Origin of the sequence: Pseudomonas sp. LAMO17WK12:I5 (assembly GCF_900215165.1) — a bacterium.
Classification (GTDB): Bacteria; Pseudomonadota; Gammaproteobacteria; order Pseudomonadales; family Pseudomonadaceae; genus Aquipseudomonas; species Aquipseudomonas putida_A.
Map to the genome: position 1 here is coordinate 527,509 of NZ_OBDS01000001.1, position 15,740 is coordinate 543,248.

The window sequence follows — 15,740 nt, forward strand, 5'->3', positions numbered from 1 at the left end:
CATCAGCTTGAACACATCGCCTGAATGCTTTTCCCCTGTGGGAGCGGGCTTGCTCGCGAATGGCGTTGTGTCAGGCAACCTTTATGGGTCTGACACGCCCTCTTCGCGAGCAAGCCCGCTCCCACAGGTTTTGTGAGCACCTCGGGCACTGCGTAACGTTTTGTTTCATCTGGTAGGCTCGGCAGATTACGCCTTCCGTTCCAAGCACAAAAGGTACAGTTGATGACGAACCCGCGCCGCGCCGTATTCCTCGATCACCCGTCACTGGATCTCGGCGATCTCGACCTCAGCCCGTTGCGCGCCTGCTTCAGCGACCTGCAACTGTTCGCCCAGACTGCGCCTGATCAAGTCGCCGAACGCCTGCACGGGGCCAGCGTGGCGATCACCAACAAGATCCGCATCGATGCCGCCACGATGGCCGCCAACCCGGTTCTGCAACTGATACTGATCACCGCCACCGGCACCAACAACGTCGATCTGGACGCGGCTCGCGCCCACGGCATCACCGTGTGCAACTGTCAGGGTTACGGCACGCCGTCGGTGGCGCAGCACACGATCATGCTGCTGCTCAACCTCGCCACCCGCCTCGCGGATTATCAAAAAGCCGTCGGCGAAGGTCGCTGGCAGCAGGCCAGACAGTTCTGCCTGCTCGACTACCCGATTGTCGAACTGGAGGGCAAAACCCTCGGCCTGCTCGGTCATGGCGAACTCGGCGGTGCGGTCGCGCGACTGGCCGAAGCGTTTGGCATGCGTGTGTTGCTCGGGCAGATTCCCGGCCGCCCGGCGCGCCCGGATCGTCTGCCACTGAACGAATTGCTGCCGCAGATCGACGCCCTGACCCTGCACTGTCCGCTCAACGAACACACCCGGCACTTCATCGGCGCCCGCGAGCTGGCGGCGATGAAACCCGGCGCTTTTGTGGTCAACACCGCTCGCGGTGGTTTGATCGACGAGCAAGCCTTGGCCGACGCGTTGCGCAACGGTCACCTTGGCGGCGCCGCCACCGACGTGCTCAGCGTCGAACCGCCGGTCAACGGCAATCCGCTGCTGGCCGCCGACATTCCACGGCTGATCGTCACTCCGCACAACGCCTGGGGCAGTCGCGAAGCGCGGCAACGCATCGTCGGCCAATTGACCGAAAACGCCCAGGCATTCTTCAGCGGTAAAGCGCTGCGGGTCGTCAGTTGATAAACTGCGGCACTTTTTTCCAAGGAGCAGTTATGGATCCGCGCAGTGAAGTACTGCTTCGTCAGGCCGAGTTATTCCAGGGTTCGCTGTTGTTGGCCGGTTTGCCTGCCGACGATCTGCTCGGGCGCCTGCCCAATGCGTTCGGCTGGTGCTGGCATGCCGGCGATCAGGCCGCTCTCGATGCGCGCTTCGAAGGTCGCAGCCATTTCGGCGTAAACGTGCCGGAGCGCGAGTTCGACAGTGCCGTGGTGTTTTTGCCCAAGTCCAAGGATCTGACCGATTACATCCTCAATGCCGTGGCCGCACGTCTGCCCGGGCGCGAGGTGTTTCTGGTCGGGGAAAAACGCAGCGGCATCGAGGGTGCGTCCAAGCAACTCAACCCGTTCGGCAAGCCGCGCAAACTCGACAGCGCCCGTCACTGCCAACTCTGGCAGGTCACCGTGGCCAACGCGCCTGAAGCAAAATCGCTGGAAAGCCTGGCGCAGACTTATGAGCTGCCGCTGGCCGAAGGCCCGCTTAAAGTCATCAGCCTGCCGGGCGTGTTCAGCCATGGTCGACTGGACCGCGGCAGCGCCCTGCTGCTTGAGCATCTGGACAAACTGCCGAGCGGTCATCTGCTGGATTTCGGTTGTGGCGCCGGGGTGTTGGGCGCGGCGGTCAAACGGCGTTATCCGCACAATCAGGTGACTTTGCTCGACGTCGATGCCTTCGCCGCCGCCAGCAGTCGCCTGACGTTGGCGGCCAACGGTCTGGACGCCGAAGTGCTGACCGGTGACGGTATCGACGCTGCACCGATGGGTTTGAACGCGATTCTGAGCAACCCGCCGTTCCATGTCGGCGTGCACACCGATTATTTCGCCACCGAGAACTTGCTGCGAAAAGCGGCCAAACATCTGAAAAACGGCGGCGAACTGCGCCTGGTTGCGAACAGCTTCCTGAAGTATCAGCCACTGATCGAAGAGCATCTGGGCGTGTGTGCGATCAAGGCCGAAGGCAATGGTTTCCGGATTTACCGGGCCAAGCGCGGCTGAAAATTTGTTCTTGCTCTATCGGTTTTGCGAAGGCAGAATCCGCTCCGTCCTAGGGGAGTAGTCTCCCACGAGCGCCAAGCTCGTCCGGCATACGTCAACATACTTGATCCTCAGATCATGGCGTATGCGACCCAAGCGTCCGCACCAGACGGATCGCAGGGTTTGACAAGACCTATGACACGCACACCTTACCCGGGGCGGGAAGGCTGTACGTGTCATAGCCGTGTCGACCCGCCCCTTAGGAAAATCCTGATGCTGGACTCGTTACTCGTTCCCACCGCAATCGTTGCCTTGGCCGAAATCGGCGACAAGACGCAACTGCTCGCGCTGATTCTCGCCGCTCGCTTTCGCAAACCCTGGCCGATCATTGCCGGTATCGTCGCTGCGACCCTGGCCAACCACGCAGCAGCCGGTGCGGTAGGCGCCTGGTTCGGCAGCTTTTTCTCCGATTCGGTGTTGCACTGGATTCTTGCCGCAAGCTTCGCTGCCACGGCGCTGTGGACGCTGGTCCCGGACAAGATGGACGACGATGAAGCGAGCACCGCACGCAAGTTCGGCCCGTTCCTGACCACGCTGATCGCGTTCTTCCTCGCGGAAATCGGCGACAAGACGCAGATCGCCACCGTGATGCTGGCGGCGCAATATCCGGAGCTGTGGCTGGTGATCATCGGCACCACGGCGGGCATGCTGATTGCCAACGTGCCGGTGGTATTGGCGGGTAACTTTGCTGCGGAGAAACTGCCGCTGACCTTGATCCGTCGCCTGGCGGCTTCGGCGTTCCTGATTCTGGCGATCGTGGCGGTGTACAAGGCAATGCAGAGCAGTGGCTGGATTTAACCCCCGTCTACTGAACTACCCAAAACCTGTGGTGAGGGGGTTTAGCGAAACGTCGCACCGCCCCGATGGGGCGCGAAGCGCCCCCAAGCTGACCACCTCGGTGCACCCAGTACACCGCAGTCATAGGTTTTGGGGCTGCTTCGCAGCCCATCGGGGATAAATCCCCTCACCACAATAAAGCCGGTTCCCTTCAAGCCCCCGACGGACTCAGGACTTCGGGGCTTTCTCGTACAACGGCATCACCTTCGGAATCGCTGCCTGCAGCGAGGCGATCCGGCTGGACGAGGCCGGGTGGGTGCTCATGAACTCCGGCGGTGCGCCTTCCGAAGCCTTGCTCATCTTGTTCCACAAGGTGATCGCCGCATTCGGGTTGTACCCGGCACGGGCGGCCAGTTCGAGGCCGATCAGGTCGGCTTCGTTTTCGTTGGCGCGGCTGTTGGGCAAGGTCATGCCGTAATTGGCCACGGTGTCGGCCAGCGCCAGGCTGTCCTGACCCAGACCGAGCAACGCACCGGCACCCTGTTTGGCCATTTCAATGCCATAGGCTTTGGACATCGCTTCACGACCGTGCTCGCGCAGGGCGTGGGCGATTTCATGGCCCATGACCGCCGCAATTTCATCGTCGGTCAGCTTCAGGCTGTCGATCAGCCCGGTGTAGAAAATGATCTTGCCACCAGGGCCACAGTTGGCGTTGAGCTCGTCGCTCTTGATCAGATTGACTTCCCACTGCCACTGCGCCGCATCCGGGCGGAAGTTCGGTGCCTGGGCGATCAGCCGGTTGGCAATCGCCTGAACCCGCTTGGCCTCCGGGCTGGTCTTGTCCAGCACGCCTTTGCTCGACGCCTCGCCGACGGTCTTCTGGTAGGACTGGGCATACATCTGGTCGACCTCTTGCGAGGAGAGCATGCTGAACATGTACTGCTTGCGCTCCACACCGACGGCTCCGCCGCTGGTGGTGTTGACCGACTGACAACCGGCCAGCAACAGCGCTGCGCTCAGTGCACTTACAACCAATGTCTTGTTCATTCAAAAGCTCCCTGAAAACCTGCCGCGTATCGTAGGGGGTGAATTGTATCGGCGCCAGATACAACAGACGTGTTGCAGCGTCTTTCGGAAGTTTCCCACCGCTGTTGTCGTAAAAAATTCACAGCAACCGGCAAGTCTGCTGCCGCTGCGTCGCGCACCGATCCATTTGCGACATCCTCCGCCCTTTGTTCCGCTCAACGCTCATGGCGCCATGCCTGCTGCCGATACAACAGCGCAGACGTCCTCTTGCGTGCGGAGCTCCCATGAAGTTCAAGTCGATCCAGTTTTCCGTCGCCGCCCTGGCCGGCGCCATCGTCCTCAGCGTGGTTGCCGCGCTGGTGCTGTACGCGCTGTTTTCCGGTGCCCGCACTCAAGACATGGTGCAACAGCGCACTCAGGCGCAGTTCGAACAAGTCATCGAACAACGCCTGACCTCACTGGCGCAGACCCAGGTCAGCCAGATCCAGCGCGAACTCGAAGCGCCGCTGCTGATTGCCGGCGGACTGGTGCGGGTCAACGCGCTGCTCGGCACACCGGGCGCCGACGGCCAGCCGCGCCTGAGCGTCAGCCGCGAGCAGTTGATCAGCTTGATCAAGGAGAACGTTGAAAAAAATCCGAAGATTCTCGGCACCTACATCGGCTGGGAAAAAAACGCACTGGACCACAATGACGCGGCCTACGTCGGCAGCGCCGTGACCGGTATCGATCCCGCCAACGGACGCTTCCTGCCGTGGTGGTTCCGCAATACCGACGGCAGTCTGGGCGTGGACAAACTGGCCGATGTCGACGATCAGAAAACCCTGTCCACCGGGGTACGCGCCAGTGAGTACTACCTCTGCTCCAAGGAAACGAAAAAGCCCTGCGTGATCGATCCGGCGCCGTACAAGGTCGGCGACAAGGTCGTCATGCTCGCCTCGTTCATTGAACCGATCATGCTCAACGGCGCATTCCAGGGCATCGTCGGCGCCGACCTGTCGGTGAACTTCATCCAGGACATGCTCCTCGGCGCCAACCAGAAGTTGTACAGCGGCGCCGGGCAAATGGCTCTGATCGGCGGCAACGGCCGGATCGTCGCCTACACCAAGGACACCAGCAAATTCGGTGAAAAGGTCAGCGACATTCTTGACGCCGAGCAGATCGCCAACATGGCCAATCTCAAGCGCGGCGAAGTCACCTACTCGGTGAACAAAGACAAGGGCCGCATCGAACTGTACCTGCCGTTCGGCATCGGCCAGACCGACGCACGCTGGACCCTGATGCTGCAACTGCCATTGAACGCGGTGATGGCGGATCTGCAAAAACTCCAGGCCGACCTTGATGCGCAACGCAAATCCGACACCTTCGGCATGGCCATGGTCGGCCTGATCATTGCCGCCATCGGTCTGTTGGTGATCTGGCTGGTGGGCCACGGCATCGCCCGACCGCTGAAACAGATGGTCGCCATGCTCGATGACATTGCCAAAGGTGAAGGCGACCTGACCCGTCGCTTGAGCAGTGATCGCAGCGATGAACTCGGCTCGATCGCCAAGGGCTTCAACACCTTCCTCGCCAAGTTGCAGGCGATGATCACGCAGGTGGTGACGTCGGTGCAGAGCGTCAGCGATTCCTCGGAGCACACTGCCGACATCGCGATTCGCACCAACATCGGCATTCAGAAACAGATGGCCGAGATCGATCAGGTCGCCACCGCGGTGCAGGAGATGACCGCCACCGCGCAAGACGTGGCGCGCAACGCCACTCAGGCCGCGCAAGCCGCCAGCCACGCGGATCAGGCTGCCGGCCAAGGCATGCAGATCGTCCGTGATACGTCGAACTCGATTGGCGTACTGGCGGTGGAAATCGGCAAAGCGGTGGAGGTGGTGCAGACGCTGGCCAAGGACAGCGAAAACATCAACGCGATCCTCATCGCGATTCGCGGGATCGCCGAGCAGACCAACCTGCTGGCGCTGAACGCAGCAATCGAAGCGGCGCGGGCCGGCGAACAAGGGCGCGGCTTTGCGGTGGTGGCGGACGAGGTGCGCAATCTGGCGCAGAAGACCCAGAAGGCCACCGAAGAAATCCAGAGCATGATCCAGCAGCTGCAACAGGGCACCCGCGATGTGGTGCGGGTCATGGAGGACAGCCAGAACCGCACCGACGAAAGCGTGCAGCACGCGGCGAAAGCGGCTGAAGCGCTGGAGACAATTACTCAGGCGGTGTCGGTGATCAATGACATGAATACGCAGATTGCCAGTGCGGCGGAAGAACAGAGCGCAGTGGCCGATGACATCAACCGTAACGTGATCAATATCGGTCAGGTGGCGAATGAAGTGGCGGGCGGTGCGGATGAGTCGAGCTCGGCCAGTGCCGGCCTGACTAAATTGGCGGAACAGCAGCGGCGGCTGATCAATCAGTTCAAGGTCTGATCCAAAGGCCCCTTCGCGAGCAAGCCCGCTCCCACAGTAATTTTGCGGCGTTCACAAAACCTGTGGGAGCAAGCTTGCTCGCGAAGAGGGCGGCACAGCATCAACTCAACCCGGAGTCAGACACTCCGGCCCATTGAGCTTCGGATCATTGATCAGGTTCGCCAACACCCGCTCGCGCAATGCCGCCGGCTCACTGGCGAGCAAGCCCTGCAGCACATGCAACGGCGTCGCGGGATCGAGCCAGGCCGCCTGCCCCGCCTCATCGAGAATCAACGGTCGGCGCTGACTGGCCGCCGGCTGCGTGATGACGGCGGTGCTCAGCCACACCTGCTCCTGCACCGGATAGGCCTCCCAGATCGCCGCGAAAAACAGCGAAGAACCCTCCCCCGGCGTCAGCCAGTACGGGCGCTTGCGCAGATTGCCGCGCCATTCGTAGAAACCGTTGGCCGGCAACAGACAACGACGCAGGCGCAGCGCCTCGCGGAACATCGGTTGCTCGGCGACGGTTTCGGCCCGGGCATGCGCCGGGGTACGCGACAGATCGGTCAGCCACGGTGGCGTCAGCCCCCAACGGGCGCGGGCCAGGGTGCGTTGGCCGTCGGCCTCGGCACGCAGCATCAACACCGAATCATTGGGGGAAATGTTCCACTGCGCCTGCTGATCGGCGGGAAATCCGGGCAGGGCCGCGAAATCGCGGTTCCAGCGAAACAGGGCATAACGTCCACACATGGGGCAACACGACTCAAAAGTAAAACGAACGCCAGCCTAACAGACCAGCGTCCCGGGGAAGCTCTCCGGTTCATCGCCGGGCAGCGGCAGCGCGGCATTGTACGCGGTGATCAGTTCGCGGGCGTATTCGGCCTGATCGTTTTCGACCGACAGGCCCAGCAGGCCGAAAATCGGCAATTCACCGGTACCACCGAGCAGATCGCGGCCCACCAGGTGCGCCTCGATGCCTTCACTGGCGAGCATGCCCTTGAGCATCTCGCCTTCCATCAGGTTTTCCGGCTCGTAGATTCGCTGCATGGGCGCCCCTCATTCGTTTTCGCTGAAGACTTCCAGAAACCAATCCTCGCCATGCACCTGCAAGACAAACGTAATCGGTCGACAACACACCTGACAGTCCTCGATGTAGGTCTGATCGCCTGCGGACAGGTCCACCGTCGTCTCGACCTCTTCACCACAATACGGACATTCATACAGTGCGCTTTCCAGCATCGCGGTCTCCCAGGTGACTTGTGCGTATAATCGCCGGTCTATTTGCAGGGCTATTTTTGTCTGGCTACCTTTTCAGACCGTGCCCCGTTGGTTTTCGATCAAAACCTTTACTTACCCTAGCCGTTTCCAACAAGAGAGCATGATGGGCGAATTCGATGCCATCCGACCTTACGACGACAGCGAAGTACCTGCGGTACTGGCAAGACTGCTCGGCGACAAGGCGTTTCTAGATATCCTCACCCACTTCCGCTTCCCGCGTTTTGCCGGTGCCTTCGGCTGGATGCTCAAACCACTTATAGCCCATCGGCTGCGTCGTGAGTTTGCCGACGTGACCTCCGTGGCCACTTTGCAGGACAAAGTCGAGTTCTACGTCGACCACACCATCGAGCGCGCCACTGATGGCGTGACCTACACCGGTGTCGAGCAATTCAAGTCCGGCAGCGCTTATCTGTTCATCGCCAACCACCGCGACATCGTGATGGACCCGGCCTTCGTCAACTACGCGGTGTACCACGCGGGCCTGCCGACCCCGCGCATCGCGATCGGCGACAACCTGCTGCAGAAACCCTTCGTCAGCGACCTGATGCGCCTGAACAAGAGTTTTATCGTGCATCGCTCGATCACCGGGCGCCGCGAGAAGATGGCGGCGTATCAATTGCTGTCGGCGTATATCAACCACTCGATCCGCAACGATTGCGCCTCGATCTGGATCGCGCAGGCTGAAGGCCGGGCAAAGGACGGCGACGACCGTACCGAGTCGGCGATCCTCAAGATGTTCCACATGAGCCGCAAGGACGAGCCGTTCGGCGAGGTCATCCAGTCGCTGAACCTGACCCCGGTGTCGATCAGCTACGAATACGACCCGTGCGATCAGGCCAAGGCCCGCGAGTTGTACATCCGCGCCACCACCGGCACCTACGCCAAGGCGCCGGGCGAGGATGACGTGAGCATTGCCAAGGGCATCACCGGTTATAAGGGCCGGGTGCACGTGAACTTTGCCGCGCCGATCACCGAGCTGTTCGAAGACACCAAGCAATTGGCGGTCGAGATGGACAAGCAGATTCTCGGCGGATATCGCCTGTTCCCGGTGCATTACCTGGCGTACGCGCAGTGGGCCGATGCCGATCCGCAACTGAACGTGCCGAAGGCTGCCAAAGTGTTCCCGGCGGATGAATTGGCCAAGGCGCAGGAAGAATGGCAGCGCCGACTGGACGCCTGCCCTGAAGAGCACCGTCCGTATCTGGTGCTGCAATATGCGACGCCGGTGCGCAATCAGTACCGGGTGAAGGCTGGATTGCCGTTGTAAACAGGCATAGCGGAGCCCCTGTGGCGAGGGGATTTATCCCCGATGGGTCGCGAAGCGGCCCCAGGATTCTGCCTGAATAATCATGGGCCTGCTGCGCAGGCCATCGGGGATAAATCCCCTCGCCACAAGGTTTTGCATTCGCTTCAGAAGCGGGTGCTGATCCATGAGACGATCAGTGCCAGGCCAAGGCAGGCAAAACCGAAGCGATAGAAAAAGCGGTTCATGCGCAGCGTCGCCCAATCCAGAATCGGTTCGGCGTTCGGTTGGGCCTGACGCTGCGCAGCGATGCTGGCCATCGCGCGCTGTTCACGGCGGCGGGTCGCGTGCAGCAGCCAACTGCCCGGGAAGGCCAGGGCCAGCGCCAGCAGGTTGATCAATTTGGCGGGATGGGCGGTAAACAGCGTCATCAAGTGCAGCGACATCACAGACCTCGGAACTGAATCGGTGTGGCAGGCGCCCGTTCGACGACTGCGGCGCGGATTCTACCGAAACACTCCGCCACCACCCTACCCTTTGCGACAAATAACCTGACAATCGACCGATGGCTGTCCTGTGTCACGGCATCGTCATTTACATCGGCCACCATGCGCGCCTCGAAACACACATGGAACGCGACATGCTGCACGCCGAAAACCAGGATCGCCTGTACCTCATCACCCCGACCGACGAACAACAAAGCCTCGTCGGCAGCCTTGCCTTCAATGTTCAGGATCGCCACTGGCTGGTGTATTGCGCCCTCGGCGGGCATCAGCATGCGGATCTGCCGGAGACTGACCTGCTGACCGGCGTGAGTGTCCTCGACTTCTACTCCCAGGCTGCCTGACACACGCCTGCCCCCTCCCACAGTTGTATGAGTATTCAGATAAATTGTGTGGCCACAAAAAAGCCCGGAGCCATCACTGGCGCCGGGCTTTTTCACATCAACCGCACAGCTTACTCAGCGAGCACCTGACCCACGGTCGGGTCCTTGAACAGGCGAGTCAACGCATCGCTCAACACGTCGCTGACCAGCTTGGTGTTGGTTTCCTGGTTCGGCGCCATGCCGAAACGCTGGTCCAGCGAAGCGCCGTAGCGGCCGCTGTAACGACGGTTGCCGCTCTGCACGTCGGAGCGGAAGGTCGCGCCGATGGTGGCTTCGGTCACGTACATGCCTTCTTTCGGCGACTGGTACTTCAGCTCGGTCAGGGTCACGGTCAGTTGCGGAGCGTTCATCCCGTTGCTGGTCGGGGTGAAGCCGAGCAGACGTACGGCGGCTTCAGCCTGCGCCTGCAACTTGGGCAGGATCTGCTCGCGCTGCACGGTGATCGCGCTGGTTTCCGGGTACAGGCCGCCGCGGGTGCCGAGGGTTGGCGACGGACGACCGTCAACCACACGCACCACCACTTGCTGGCCATGGCCGACCGGGGCCAACTGCGTGGTCAGCTTCGGTTCCGGGCTCAGTTGTTGCGGGCTGTGGGCGCAGCCAACCAGGGTCAAACTGGTCACAGTGATCAAACCGAACAACAGGCGTTGCAACATGCTCTTTTCTCCAGAATCAGGCACAAACAGGCCGGCAGTATAGCGGTGGGCCACTGTGGGTCACCAGCACCCGACAGTGAATACTCAAATGTCTGACCCAGCAGTGGGAATGCGGTTCCTGTCACAGATTATTCACCGCCCATACACGTTGGCGTCACGGCCGCCCGGCAAGCTTCAAACCAGTCCTCCAACAAGGTACTCGGCCATGCGTTATCTGATCTCATTGTTCGCCCCACGCCCACTGCACCGCAGCTTTGCCCTGCTCGACCGCAACGGTCATTGTCAGGCATTCAAGCAGTGCAGCTTGCAACCGATGGGCGATGGCTGGGTGGAAATCGAAGAAATCCGCCTCAACTGGTTGCACCAGCCACTGCCCGCCAGCGCCCGCGTCATAGCGTCGCAGCCCCGCGCACGCGTGCAGGCAATGTTGAGCATCTGACCGGATGCCTAATAAAAGTCATTAAACACGAGCAACTGCCCGCATTTCTTCGATACAATCTCCCCCCGATTATAAGGACGTCTCCTGATCGGGCCCCGCAACACCGTCAATGCGCATGCATCGACACCCAAATCGCCCACAGAGAGCCGCCCACACAGATCGAGTGAAGTTGGCGCGCTTGCCTGTTCTTCCGGCAAAAACCCCGCTTTTCGCGAATCTGCAGAGCTGTCATGACGCTCGGCCACCGCGTTGTTTTGCCCTTGCGGGCAGGGTGCCAGGCCTGGACAGCCCTTTTTTGAGGTTCACGTCTTCAAAAGAGCGTGAAAAAAACGGGTTTTCACAACTTCACAAGAGTGTGGCGAGCAAATGAAAAGTTTTGCGTCTGAACATGCACCATTAGCGTCTGAAACAGCCCAACGACACAGGACCGGGTATACCTCGAACATCGGAGCCTGAAGCCTGTCCGCTACGGATTTGGTTGCACAAAAACGGATGTCTCGACCATAAGTCGAATTGCCAGCCGCGTGCTGAAATGAGTTCATGGAGCTCTTGAAGCCAGGCCGCATGCATCCGTCGAAGTTGCGAAAAATTGCGAAGATTCGGACATGACGAACCTGACCATGGGTATCCGGGGCGCAACTGACCTGCCCCGTCACTCCCTGGCAGCCATGCCGACAATTTGGTGCTGCAGATTTTGGAGACGCGTTAAATGGCGCATAACGAAGCAGTCGACGTAGTTCTGGTTGGGGCGGGCATCATGAGTGCCACCCTGGCAGTACTGCTCAAAGAGCTCGACCCGGCGATCAAGCTGGAAGTCGTCGAGTTGATGGATTCCGGTGCTGCGGAGAGTTCCAACCCGTGGAACAACGCCGGTACCGGCCACGCCGGCCTGTGCGAGCTGAACTACACGCCGCAGGCAGCCGACGGCAGCGTCGATATCAAAAAAGCCGTGCACATCAACACCCAGTTCGAAGTGTCCAAACAGTTCTGGTCGTACTTGACCAAGAAAGGCACCTTCGGCTCGTGCAAATCCTTCATCAGCCCGGTGCCGCACCTGAGCTTCGTTCAGGGTGACAAAGGCGTGTCGTTCCTCAAGGAACGCTTCAACGTGCTGCACAAGCACCACGCCTTCTCCGACATGGAATACACCGAAGACAAGGCCAAGATGGCCGAGTGGATGCCGCTGATGATGCCGGGCCGCTCGCCGGATGAAGTCCTGGCCGCCACCCGCGTGATGAACGGCACCGACGTCAACTTCGGCGCCCTGACCAATCAGTTGCTCAAGCACCTGACCAGCGCACCGGACACCCAGGTCAAATACTGCAAGCGCGTCACCGGCCTCAAGCGTAACGGCGCCGGCTGGACCGTCAGCATCAAGGACGTCAACAGCGGCGCCAGCCGTGAAGTCGACGCCAAGTTCGTCTTCCTCGGCGCTGGCGGCGCGGCTCTGCCATTGCTGCAGGCTTCGGGCATCGAAGAAAGCAAAGGCTTCGGCGGCTTCCCGATCAGCGGCCAGTGGCTGCGTTGCGACAACCCGGAAGTGGTCAAGCACCACCAGGCCAAGGTCTACAGCCAGGCTGCAGTCGGTTCGCCACCAATGTCGGTGCCGCACCTGGACACCCGTGTGGTCGATGGCAAGAAATCCCTGCTGTTCGGGCCATACGCCGGTTTCACCACCAAGTTCCTCAAGCACGGCTCCTTCATGGACCTGCCGCTGTCGGTTCGCGCCGGCAACATCGGACCGATGCTGGCGGTGGCGAAAAACAACATGGACCTGACCAAATATCTGGTCAGCGAAGTGATGCAATCGATGGAGCAGCGTCTGGAATCCCTGCGCCGCTTCTACCCGGAGGCGAAAGCCGAGGACTGGCGCCTGGAAGTGGCCGGCCAACGGGTACAGATCATCAAGAAAGACCCGAAAAAAGGCGGCATCCTGCAATTCGGTACCGAACTGGTTGCGGCGAAAGACGGCTCCCTCGCCGCCCTGCTCGGCGCTTCGCCAGGTGCTTCGGTAACCGTTTCGATCATGCTCGAGCTGATCGAGAAATGCTTCCCGGCCAAGGCCAAGGGTGAGTGGGCGGCCAAACTGGCGGAAATCTTCCCGGCCCGCGAGAAGGTTCTGGAAACCGATGCTGCGCTGTATCGCAAGATCAACACGCAGAACAACATCGCCCTGGAACTGGTTGAAGAAAGCAGCGAGACCCCAAGCTTCGCTTGATCTTGCGCCATAAAAAAACGCCCCGTACTCGGTGAGTGCGGGGCGTTTTTTTATGGCCAGTATTTGAAACACTGACCTCTGTGGCGAGGGAGCTTGCTCCCGCTTGAGTGCGCAGCGCTCACAAGAGTTTGGGGCCGCTGCGCAGCCCGGCGGGAGCAAGCTCCCTCGCCACAGGGATGGTGTTAGGCGCGGGCTTTTTCGATCAGTTCGATGTAGTCCGGAGCGTTGCGCTGATCGGCGATCAGATCAACGAAGGTCTTGCCGTACTCATCCTTGCCATCCACGTCGTAACCGGCCGCGACGAAGAACGTCAGAAAGCGCTCGAAATCGTCGATACGCAGACCACGGTAGGCCTTGATCAGTTTGTGCAGCGACGGCGAAGTGGCGTCGACCGGTTCAAAATCGAGGAACAGCTTGATCTGCTCATCGCCGATCTCGTCACCAATCACCTGTTTCTTATCTTTACGCATTGCCGACTCCAGCTCGCAGACATTACACGGGGCGGGCAGTTTACCCCTGCCCAGCCACCAGGCTCAACGCGCACGAACGGCCCCGGTGTGCAGATCGGCCCAGATGTGGCCGTTGGCGTAACTGAGGAACTGTACATACACCGTGTCGTTGCGCAGCAAATCGATCACAACCCGGTACTGGGCCAGCGGGTAAAACAGGGTCAGGGTTTTGCTCTTGTCGTCATAAGCCGGTTTTTTCAGGCTTTTGCTTTCGCCATCGAAATTGACCAGCACCTGGGCGATGGTTGCGCCCTTGTTCAGCGACTTACCCTTGAGGCGAATCATCAGCGGTGAAGTGACCGGAATCGGCTGCTGATTGGACTGGCGTTGCGCACCGACCACCACCGAATAATCGGTGACCTGCAGCAGTTGTTGCTGCTCGGGTTCGGCATCGCGCAGGGTCAGGTCGTCCGGCGGCAGGAATTGACTGTGCATCGGTGCCGGGGCGGCGGCCAGAGGCAGGCTGAGGGTCAGCAACAGGGCGGCAAGGCTGCGGATCAAGAGGCTCATGACAGGCTCCGGGGGCGGGGCCGAGCACTCTAGCATGGGTGTAGCAGATGGATCAGCACACACAAAACAACTGTGGGAGTGAGCCTGCTCGCGATAGCGTCGTATCAGTCAACATCAACATTGCTGACAGACCGCTTTCGCGAGCAGGCTCGCTCCCACAAGGGATAGCGCGGGGTCTTACATGCCTTTAACGGCAAAGATCCCGTTGGCGTTGCGCCAGTAGCCTTTGTAGTCCATGCCGTAACCGAAGATGTAACGGTCAATGCACGGCAGGCCGACGAAGTCTGCTTTCAGATCAGGACGCGCCTTGCGGTCGTGATCCTTGTCGATCAGCACGGCGGTGTGCACTTTGCGTGCGCCGGCGTGTTTGCAGAAGTCGATGATCGCGCCCAGGGTGTGACCTTCGTCGAGGATGTCGTCGATGATCAGCACGTCGCGGTCGATGAACGAGACTTCCGGCTTGGCTTTCCAGAACAGGTCGCCGCCGCTGGTTTCGTTGCGATAACGGGTCGCGTGCAGGTAGGACGCTTCCAGCGGGAATTGCAGGTGAGTCAGCAGTTTGCCGGAGAAGATCAGGCCGCCGTTCATCACGCAGAACACCACCGGGTTGCTGTCGGCCAGTTGTTCGTTGATTTGTGCACCGACGCGGGCGATGGCGGCCTCGACTTCAGCTTCGGTGTACAGGCAGTCAGCCTCTCGCATGATTTGACGGATATGCTCGAGATCAGCGGACATGGCGCTCTCCAGGGGGATGTTTTCGGAAAAGCGGGCAAAGGTACGCATCCCGTGAGGTCGAATCAAGCCTTAATGGACTAACGTACTCAATGTCCTATAGGACATCACCCTCGGATAGATTAATCTAGGCCGGTTTTTTTGCCCGCCGCCGGAGTTTTTCCATGCCCATCCTCGAGATCCGCCACCCGCTGATCCGCCATAAACTCGGCCTGATGCGCCGCGCCGATATCAGCACCAAGAATTTCCGTGAGCTTGCTCAGGAAGTCGGCGCCCTGTTGACCTATGAAGCTACAAAAGATCTGCCGCTCGAATCCTACGATATCGCCGGTTGGTGCGGCACTGTGTCGGTGGAAAAAATCGCCGGCAAGAAGATCACCGTCGTGCCGATCCTGCGCGCCGGCATCGGCATGCTCGAAGGCGTGCTGAGCCTGATCCCGGGTGCCAAGGTTTCCGCTGTGGGCGTTGCCCGCAATGAAGAAACCCTGCAAGCGCACACTTATCTGGAAAAACTGGTTCCGGAAATCGACGAACGGCTGGCGATGATCATCGACCCGATGCTCGCCACCGGCAGCTCCATGGTCGCGACCATCGATCTGCTGAAGAAAGCCGGTTGCAAGGACATCCGCGCAATGGTGCTGGTGGCCGCGCCGGAAGGCATTGCCGCTGTGGAACAGGCTCACCCGGACGTGACCATCTACACCGCTTCCATCGATGAGCGTCTGAACGAACACGGTTACATCATCCCAGGGCTTGGCGATGCCGGTGACAAGATCTTCGGTACCAAGCAGAAGGACGCGTGA

Annotated in this window: 18 protein-coding genes, 1 pseudogene and 1 riboswitch; of the genes and pseudogenes, 10 read left to right on the plus strand and 9 right to left on the minus strand. The window is 60.3% G+C overall.

Annotation, left to right across the window (positions count from 1 at the left end):
• Nucleotides 1–222: 222 nt before the first annotated feature.
• The 3 genes from CRO59_RS02395 to CRO59_RS02405 all read left to right on the plus strand — a co-directional run bounded on the left by CRO59_RS02395 (nucleotide 223) and on the right by CRO59_RS02405 (nucleotide 3,056).
• Nucleotides 223–1,188 (plus strand): 2-hydroxyacid dehydrogenase, encoded by a 966-nt coding sequence (locus CRO59_RS02395; protein ID WP_097086232.1) that lies wholly within the window; start codon nucleotides 223–225, stop codon nucleotides 1,186–1,188.
• Nucleotides 1,189–1,220: 32 nt separating this feature from the next.
• Nucleotides 1,221–2,219, plus strand: coding sequence for a class I SAM-dependent methyltransferase (locus tag CRO59_RS02400; protein WP_027612205.1), 999 nt, complete (start codon nucleotides 1,221–1,223; stop codon nucleotides 2,217–2,219).
• A 40-nt stretch (nucleotides 2,220–2,259) separates the two neighbouring features.
• Nucleotides 2,260–2,382: riboswitch (yybP-ykoY riboswitch) on the plus strand.
• A gap of 89 nt (nucleotides 2,383–2,471) precedes the next feature.
• Nucleotides 2,472–3,056, plus strand: a complete 585-nt coding sequence (locus CRO59_RS02405; protein WP_085745368.1) for a TMEM165/GDT1 family protein — start codon at nucleotides 2,472–2,474, stop codon at nucleotides 3,054–3,056.
• Between the two features lie 207 nt (nucleotides 3,057–3,263).
• Here the strand turns inward: CRO59_RS02405 and CRO59_RS02410 are convergent, their stop codons facing one another.
• Entirely contained in the window at nucleotides 3,264–4,082 is an 819-nt protein-coding gene (locus CRO59_RS02410) for a M48 family metallopeptidase (RefSeq protein ID WP_027612207.1), read from the minus strand.
• A 1,352-nt stretch (nucleotides 4,083–5,434) separates the two neighbouring features.
• Here CRO59_RS02410 and CRO59_RS29170 point away from each other — a divergent pair.
• Nucleotides 5,435–5,632, plus strand: a pseudogene (locus tag CRO59_RS29170) (HAMP domain-containing protein); the annotation flags it as partial.
• 111 nt (nucleotides 5,633–5,743) lie between these two features.
• On the plus strand, nucleotides 5,744–6,487 hold the full coding sequence (locus CRO59_RS29175) for a methyl-accepting chemotaxis protein (protein WP_371917797.1): 744 nt from the start codon (nucleotides 5,744–5,746) through the stop codon (nucleotides 6,485–6,487).
• Between the two features lie 105 nt (nucleotides 6,488–6,592).
• Here CRO59_RS29175 and CRO59_RS02420 read toward each other — a convergent pair whose 3' ends face one another.
• From CRO59_RS02420 to CRO59_RS02430, 3 genes are read right to left on the minus strand one after another with little or no spacing between them, the layout of a single operon-like run.
• Nucleotides 6,593–7,216 carry an SOS response-associated peptidase gene (locus tag CRO59_RS02420; RefSeq protein WP_045122631.1) on the minus strand — a complete coding sequence of 208 codons (624 nt, stop codon included), beginning with the start codon at nucleotides 7,214–7,216 and terminating at the stop codon, nucleotides 6,593–6,595.
• A 36-nt stretch (nucleotides 7,217–7,252) separates the two neighbouring features.
• The gene (locus CRO59_RS02425) at nucleotides 7,253–7,513 is read right to left on the minus strand and encodes a putative signal transducing protein (protein WP_003228093.1); all 261 of its coding nucleotides are present in this window, start codon (nucleotides 7,511–7,513) and stop codon (nucleotides 7,253–7,255) included.
• A 9-nt stretch (nucleotides 7,514–7,522) separates the two neighbouring features.
• On the minus strand, nucleotides 7,523–7,705 hold the full coding sequence (locus CRO59_RS02430; RefSeq protein WP_096797159.1) for a CPXCG motif-containing cysteine-rich protein: 183 nt from the start codon (nucleotides 7,703–7,705) through the stop codon (nucleotides 7,523–7,525).
• Between the two features lie 142 nt (nucleotides 7,706–7,847).
• On the opposite strand from CRO59_RS02430, the gene CRO59_RS02435 reads away from it, so the two are divergent.
• Nucleotides 7,848–9,011 (plus strand): 1-acyl-sn-glycerol-3-phosphate acyltransferase, encoded by a 1,164-nt coding sequence (locus CRO59_RS02435; RefSeq protein WP_027612212.1) that lies wholly within the window; start codon nucleotides 7,848–7,850, stop codon nucleotides 9,009–9,011.
• A gap of 143 nt (nucleotides 9,012–9,154) precedes the next feature.
• On the opposite strand, the gene CRO59_RS02440 is transcribed toward CRO59_RS02435, so the two are convergent.
• Nucleotides 9,155–9,433 (minus strand): hypothetical protein, encoded by a 279-nt coding sequence (locus tag CRO59_RS02440; RefSeq protein WP_007967709.1) that lies wholly within the window; start codon nucleotides 9,431–9,433, stop codon nucleotides 9,155–9,157.
• 194 nt (nucleotides 9,434–9,627) lie between these two features.
• Here CRO59_RS02440 and CRO59_RS02445 point away from each other — a divergent pair, with 194 nt between their 5' ends.
• Complete coding sequence (locus CRO59_RS02445; protein WP_027612213.1) at nucleotides 9,628–9,834, plus strand: hypothetical protein; 207 nt, start codon at nucleotides 9,628–9,630, stop codon at nucleotides 9,832–9,834.
• A gap of 110 nt (nucleotides 9,835–9,944) precedes the next feature.
• On the opposite strand, the gene CRO59_RS02450 is transcribed toward CRO59_RS02445, so the two are convergent.
• Nucleotides 9,945–10,529, minus strand: coding sequence for a YajG family lipoprotein (locus tag CRO59_RS02450; protein ID WP_096797161.1), 585 nt, complete (start codon nucleotides 10,527–10,529; stop codon nucleotides 9,945–9,947).
• Between the two features lie 205 nt (nucleotides 10,530–10,734).
• On the opposite strand from CRO59_RS02450, the gene CRO59_RS02455 reads away from it, so the two are divergent.
• On the plus strand, nucleotides 10,735–10,968 hold the full coding sequence (locus CRO59_RS02455; RefSeq protein WP_007912834.1) for a hypothetical protein: 234 nt from the start codon (nucleotides 10,735–10,737) through the stop codon (nucleotides 10,966–10,968).
• A gap of 709 nt (nucleotides 10,969–11,677) precedes the next feature.
• Nucleotides 11,678–13,186, plus strand: coding sequence for a malate dehydrogenase (quinone) (mqo, locus tag CRO59_RS02460; protein ID WP_027612214.1), 1,509 nt, complete (start codon nucleotides 11,678–11,680; stop codon nucleotides 13,184–13,186).
• 182 nt (nucleotides 13,187–13,368) lie between these two features.
• On the opposite strand, the gene CRO59_RS02465 is transcribed toward mqo, so the two are convergent.
• The 3 genes from CRO59_RS02465 to CRO59_RS02475 form a co-directional block, all read right to left on the minus strand.
• Nucleotides 13,369–13,656: a PA4642 family protein gene (locus CRO59_RS02465; protein WP_097086235.1), complete on the minus strand. Its 288-nt coding sequence runs from the start codon at nucleotides 13,654–13,656 to the stop codon at nucleotides 13,369–13,371.
• Nucleotides 13,657–13,719: 63 nt separating this feature from the next.
• Nucleotides 13,720–14,205, minus strand: coding sequence for a hypothetical protein (locus tag CRO59_RS02470; protein WP_027612216.1), 486 nt, complete (start codon nucleotides 14,203–14,205; stop codon nucleotides 13,720–13,722).
• A 177-nt stretch (nucleotides 14,206–14,382) separates the two neighbouring features.
• Nucleotides 14,383–14,940: a hypoxanthine-guanine phosphoribosyltransferase gene (locus CRO59_RS02475; protein ID WP_008086142.1), complete on the minus strand. Its 558-nt coding sequence runs from the start codon at nucleotides 14,938–14,940 to the stop codon at nucleotides 14,383–14,385.
• Between the two features lie 161 nt (nucleotides 14,941–15,101).
• Between CRO59_RS02475 and upp the strand changes: the two genes are divergently transcribed.
• Nucleotides 15,102–15,740 carry a uracil phosphoribosyltransferase gene (gene upp / locus CRO59_RS02480; RefSeq protein WP_003228118.1) on the plus strand — a complete coding sequence of 213 codons (639 nt, stop codon included), beginning with the start codon at nucleotides 15,102–15,104 and terminating at the stop codon, nucleotides 15,738–15,740.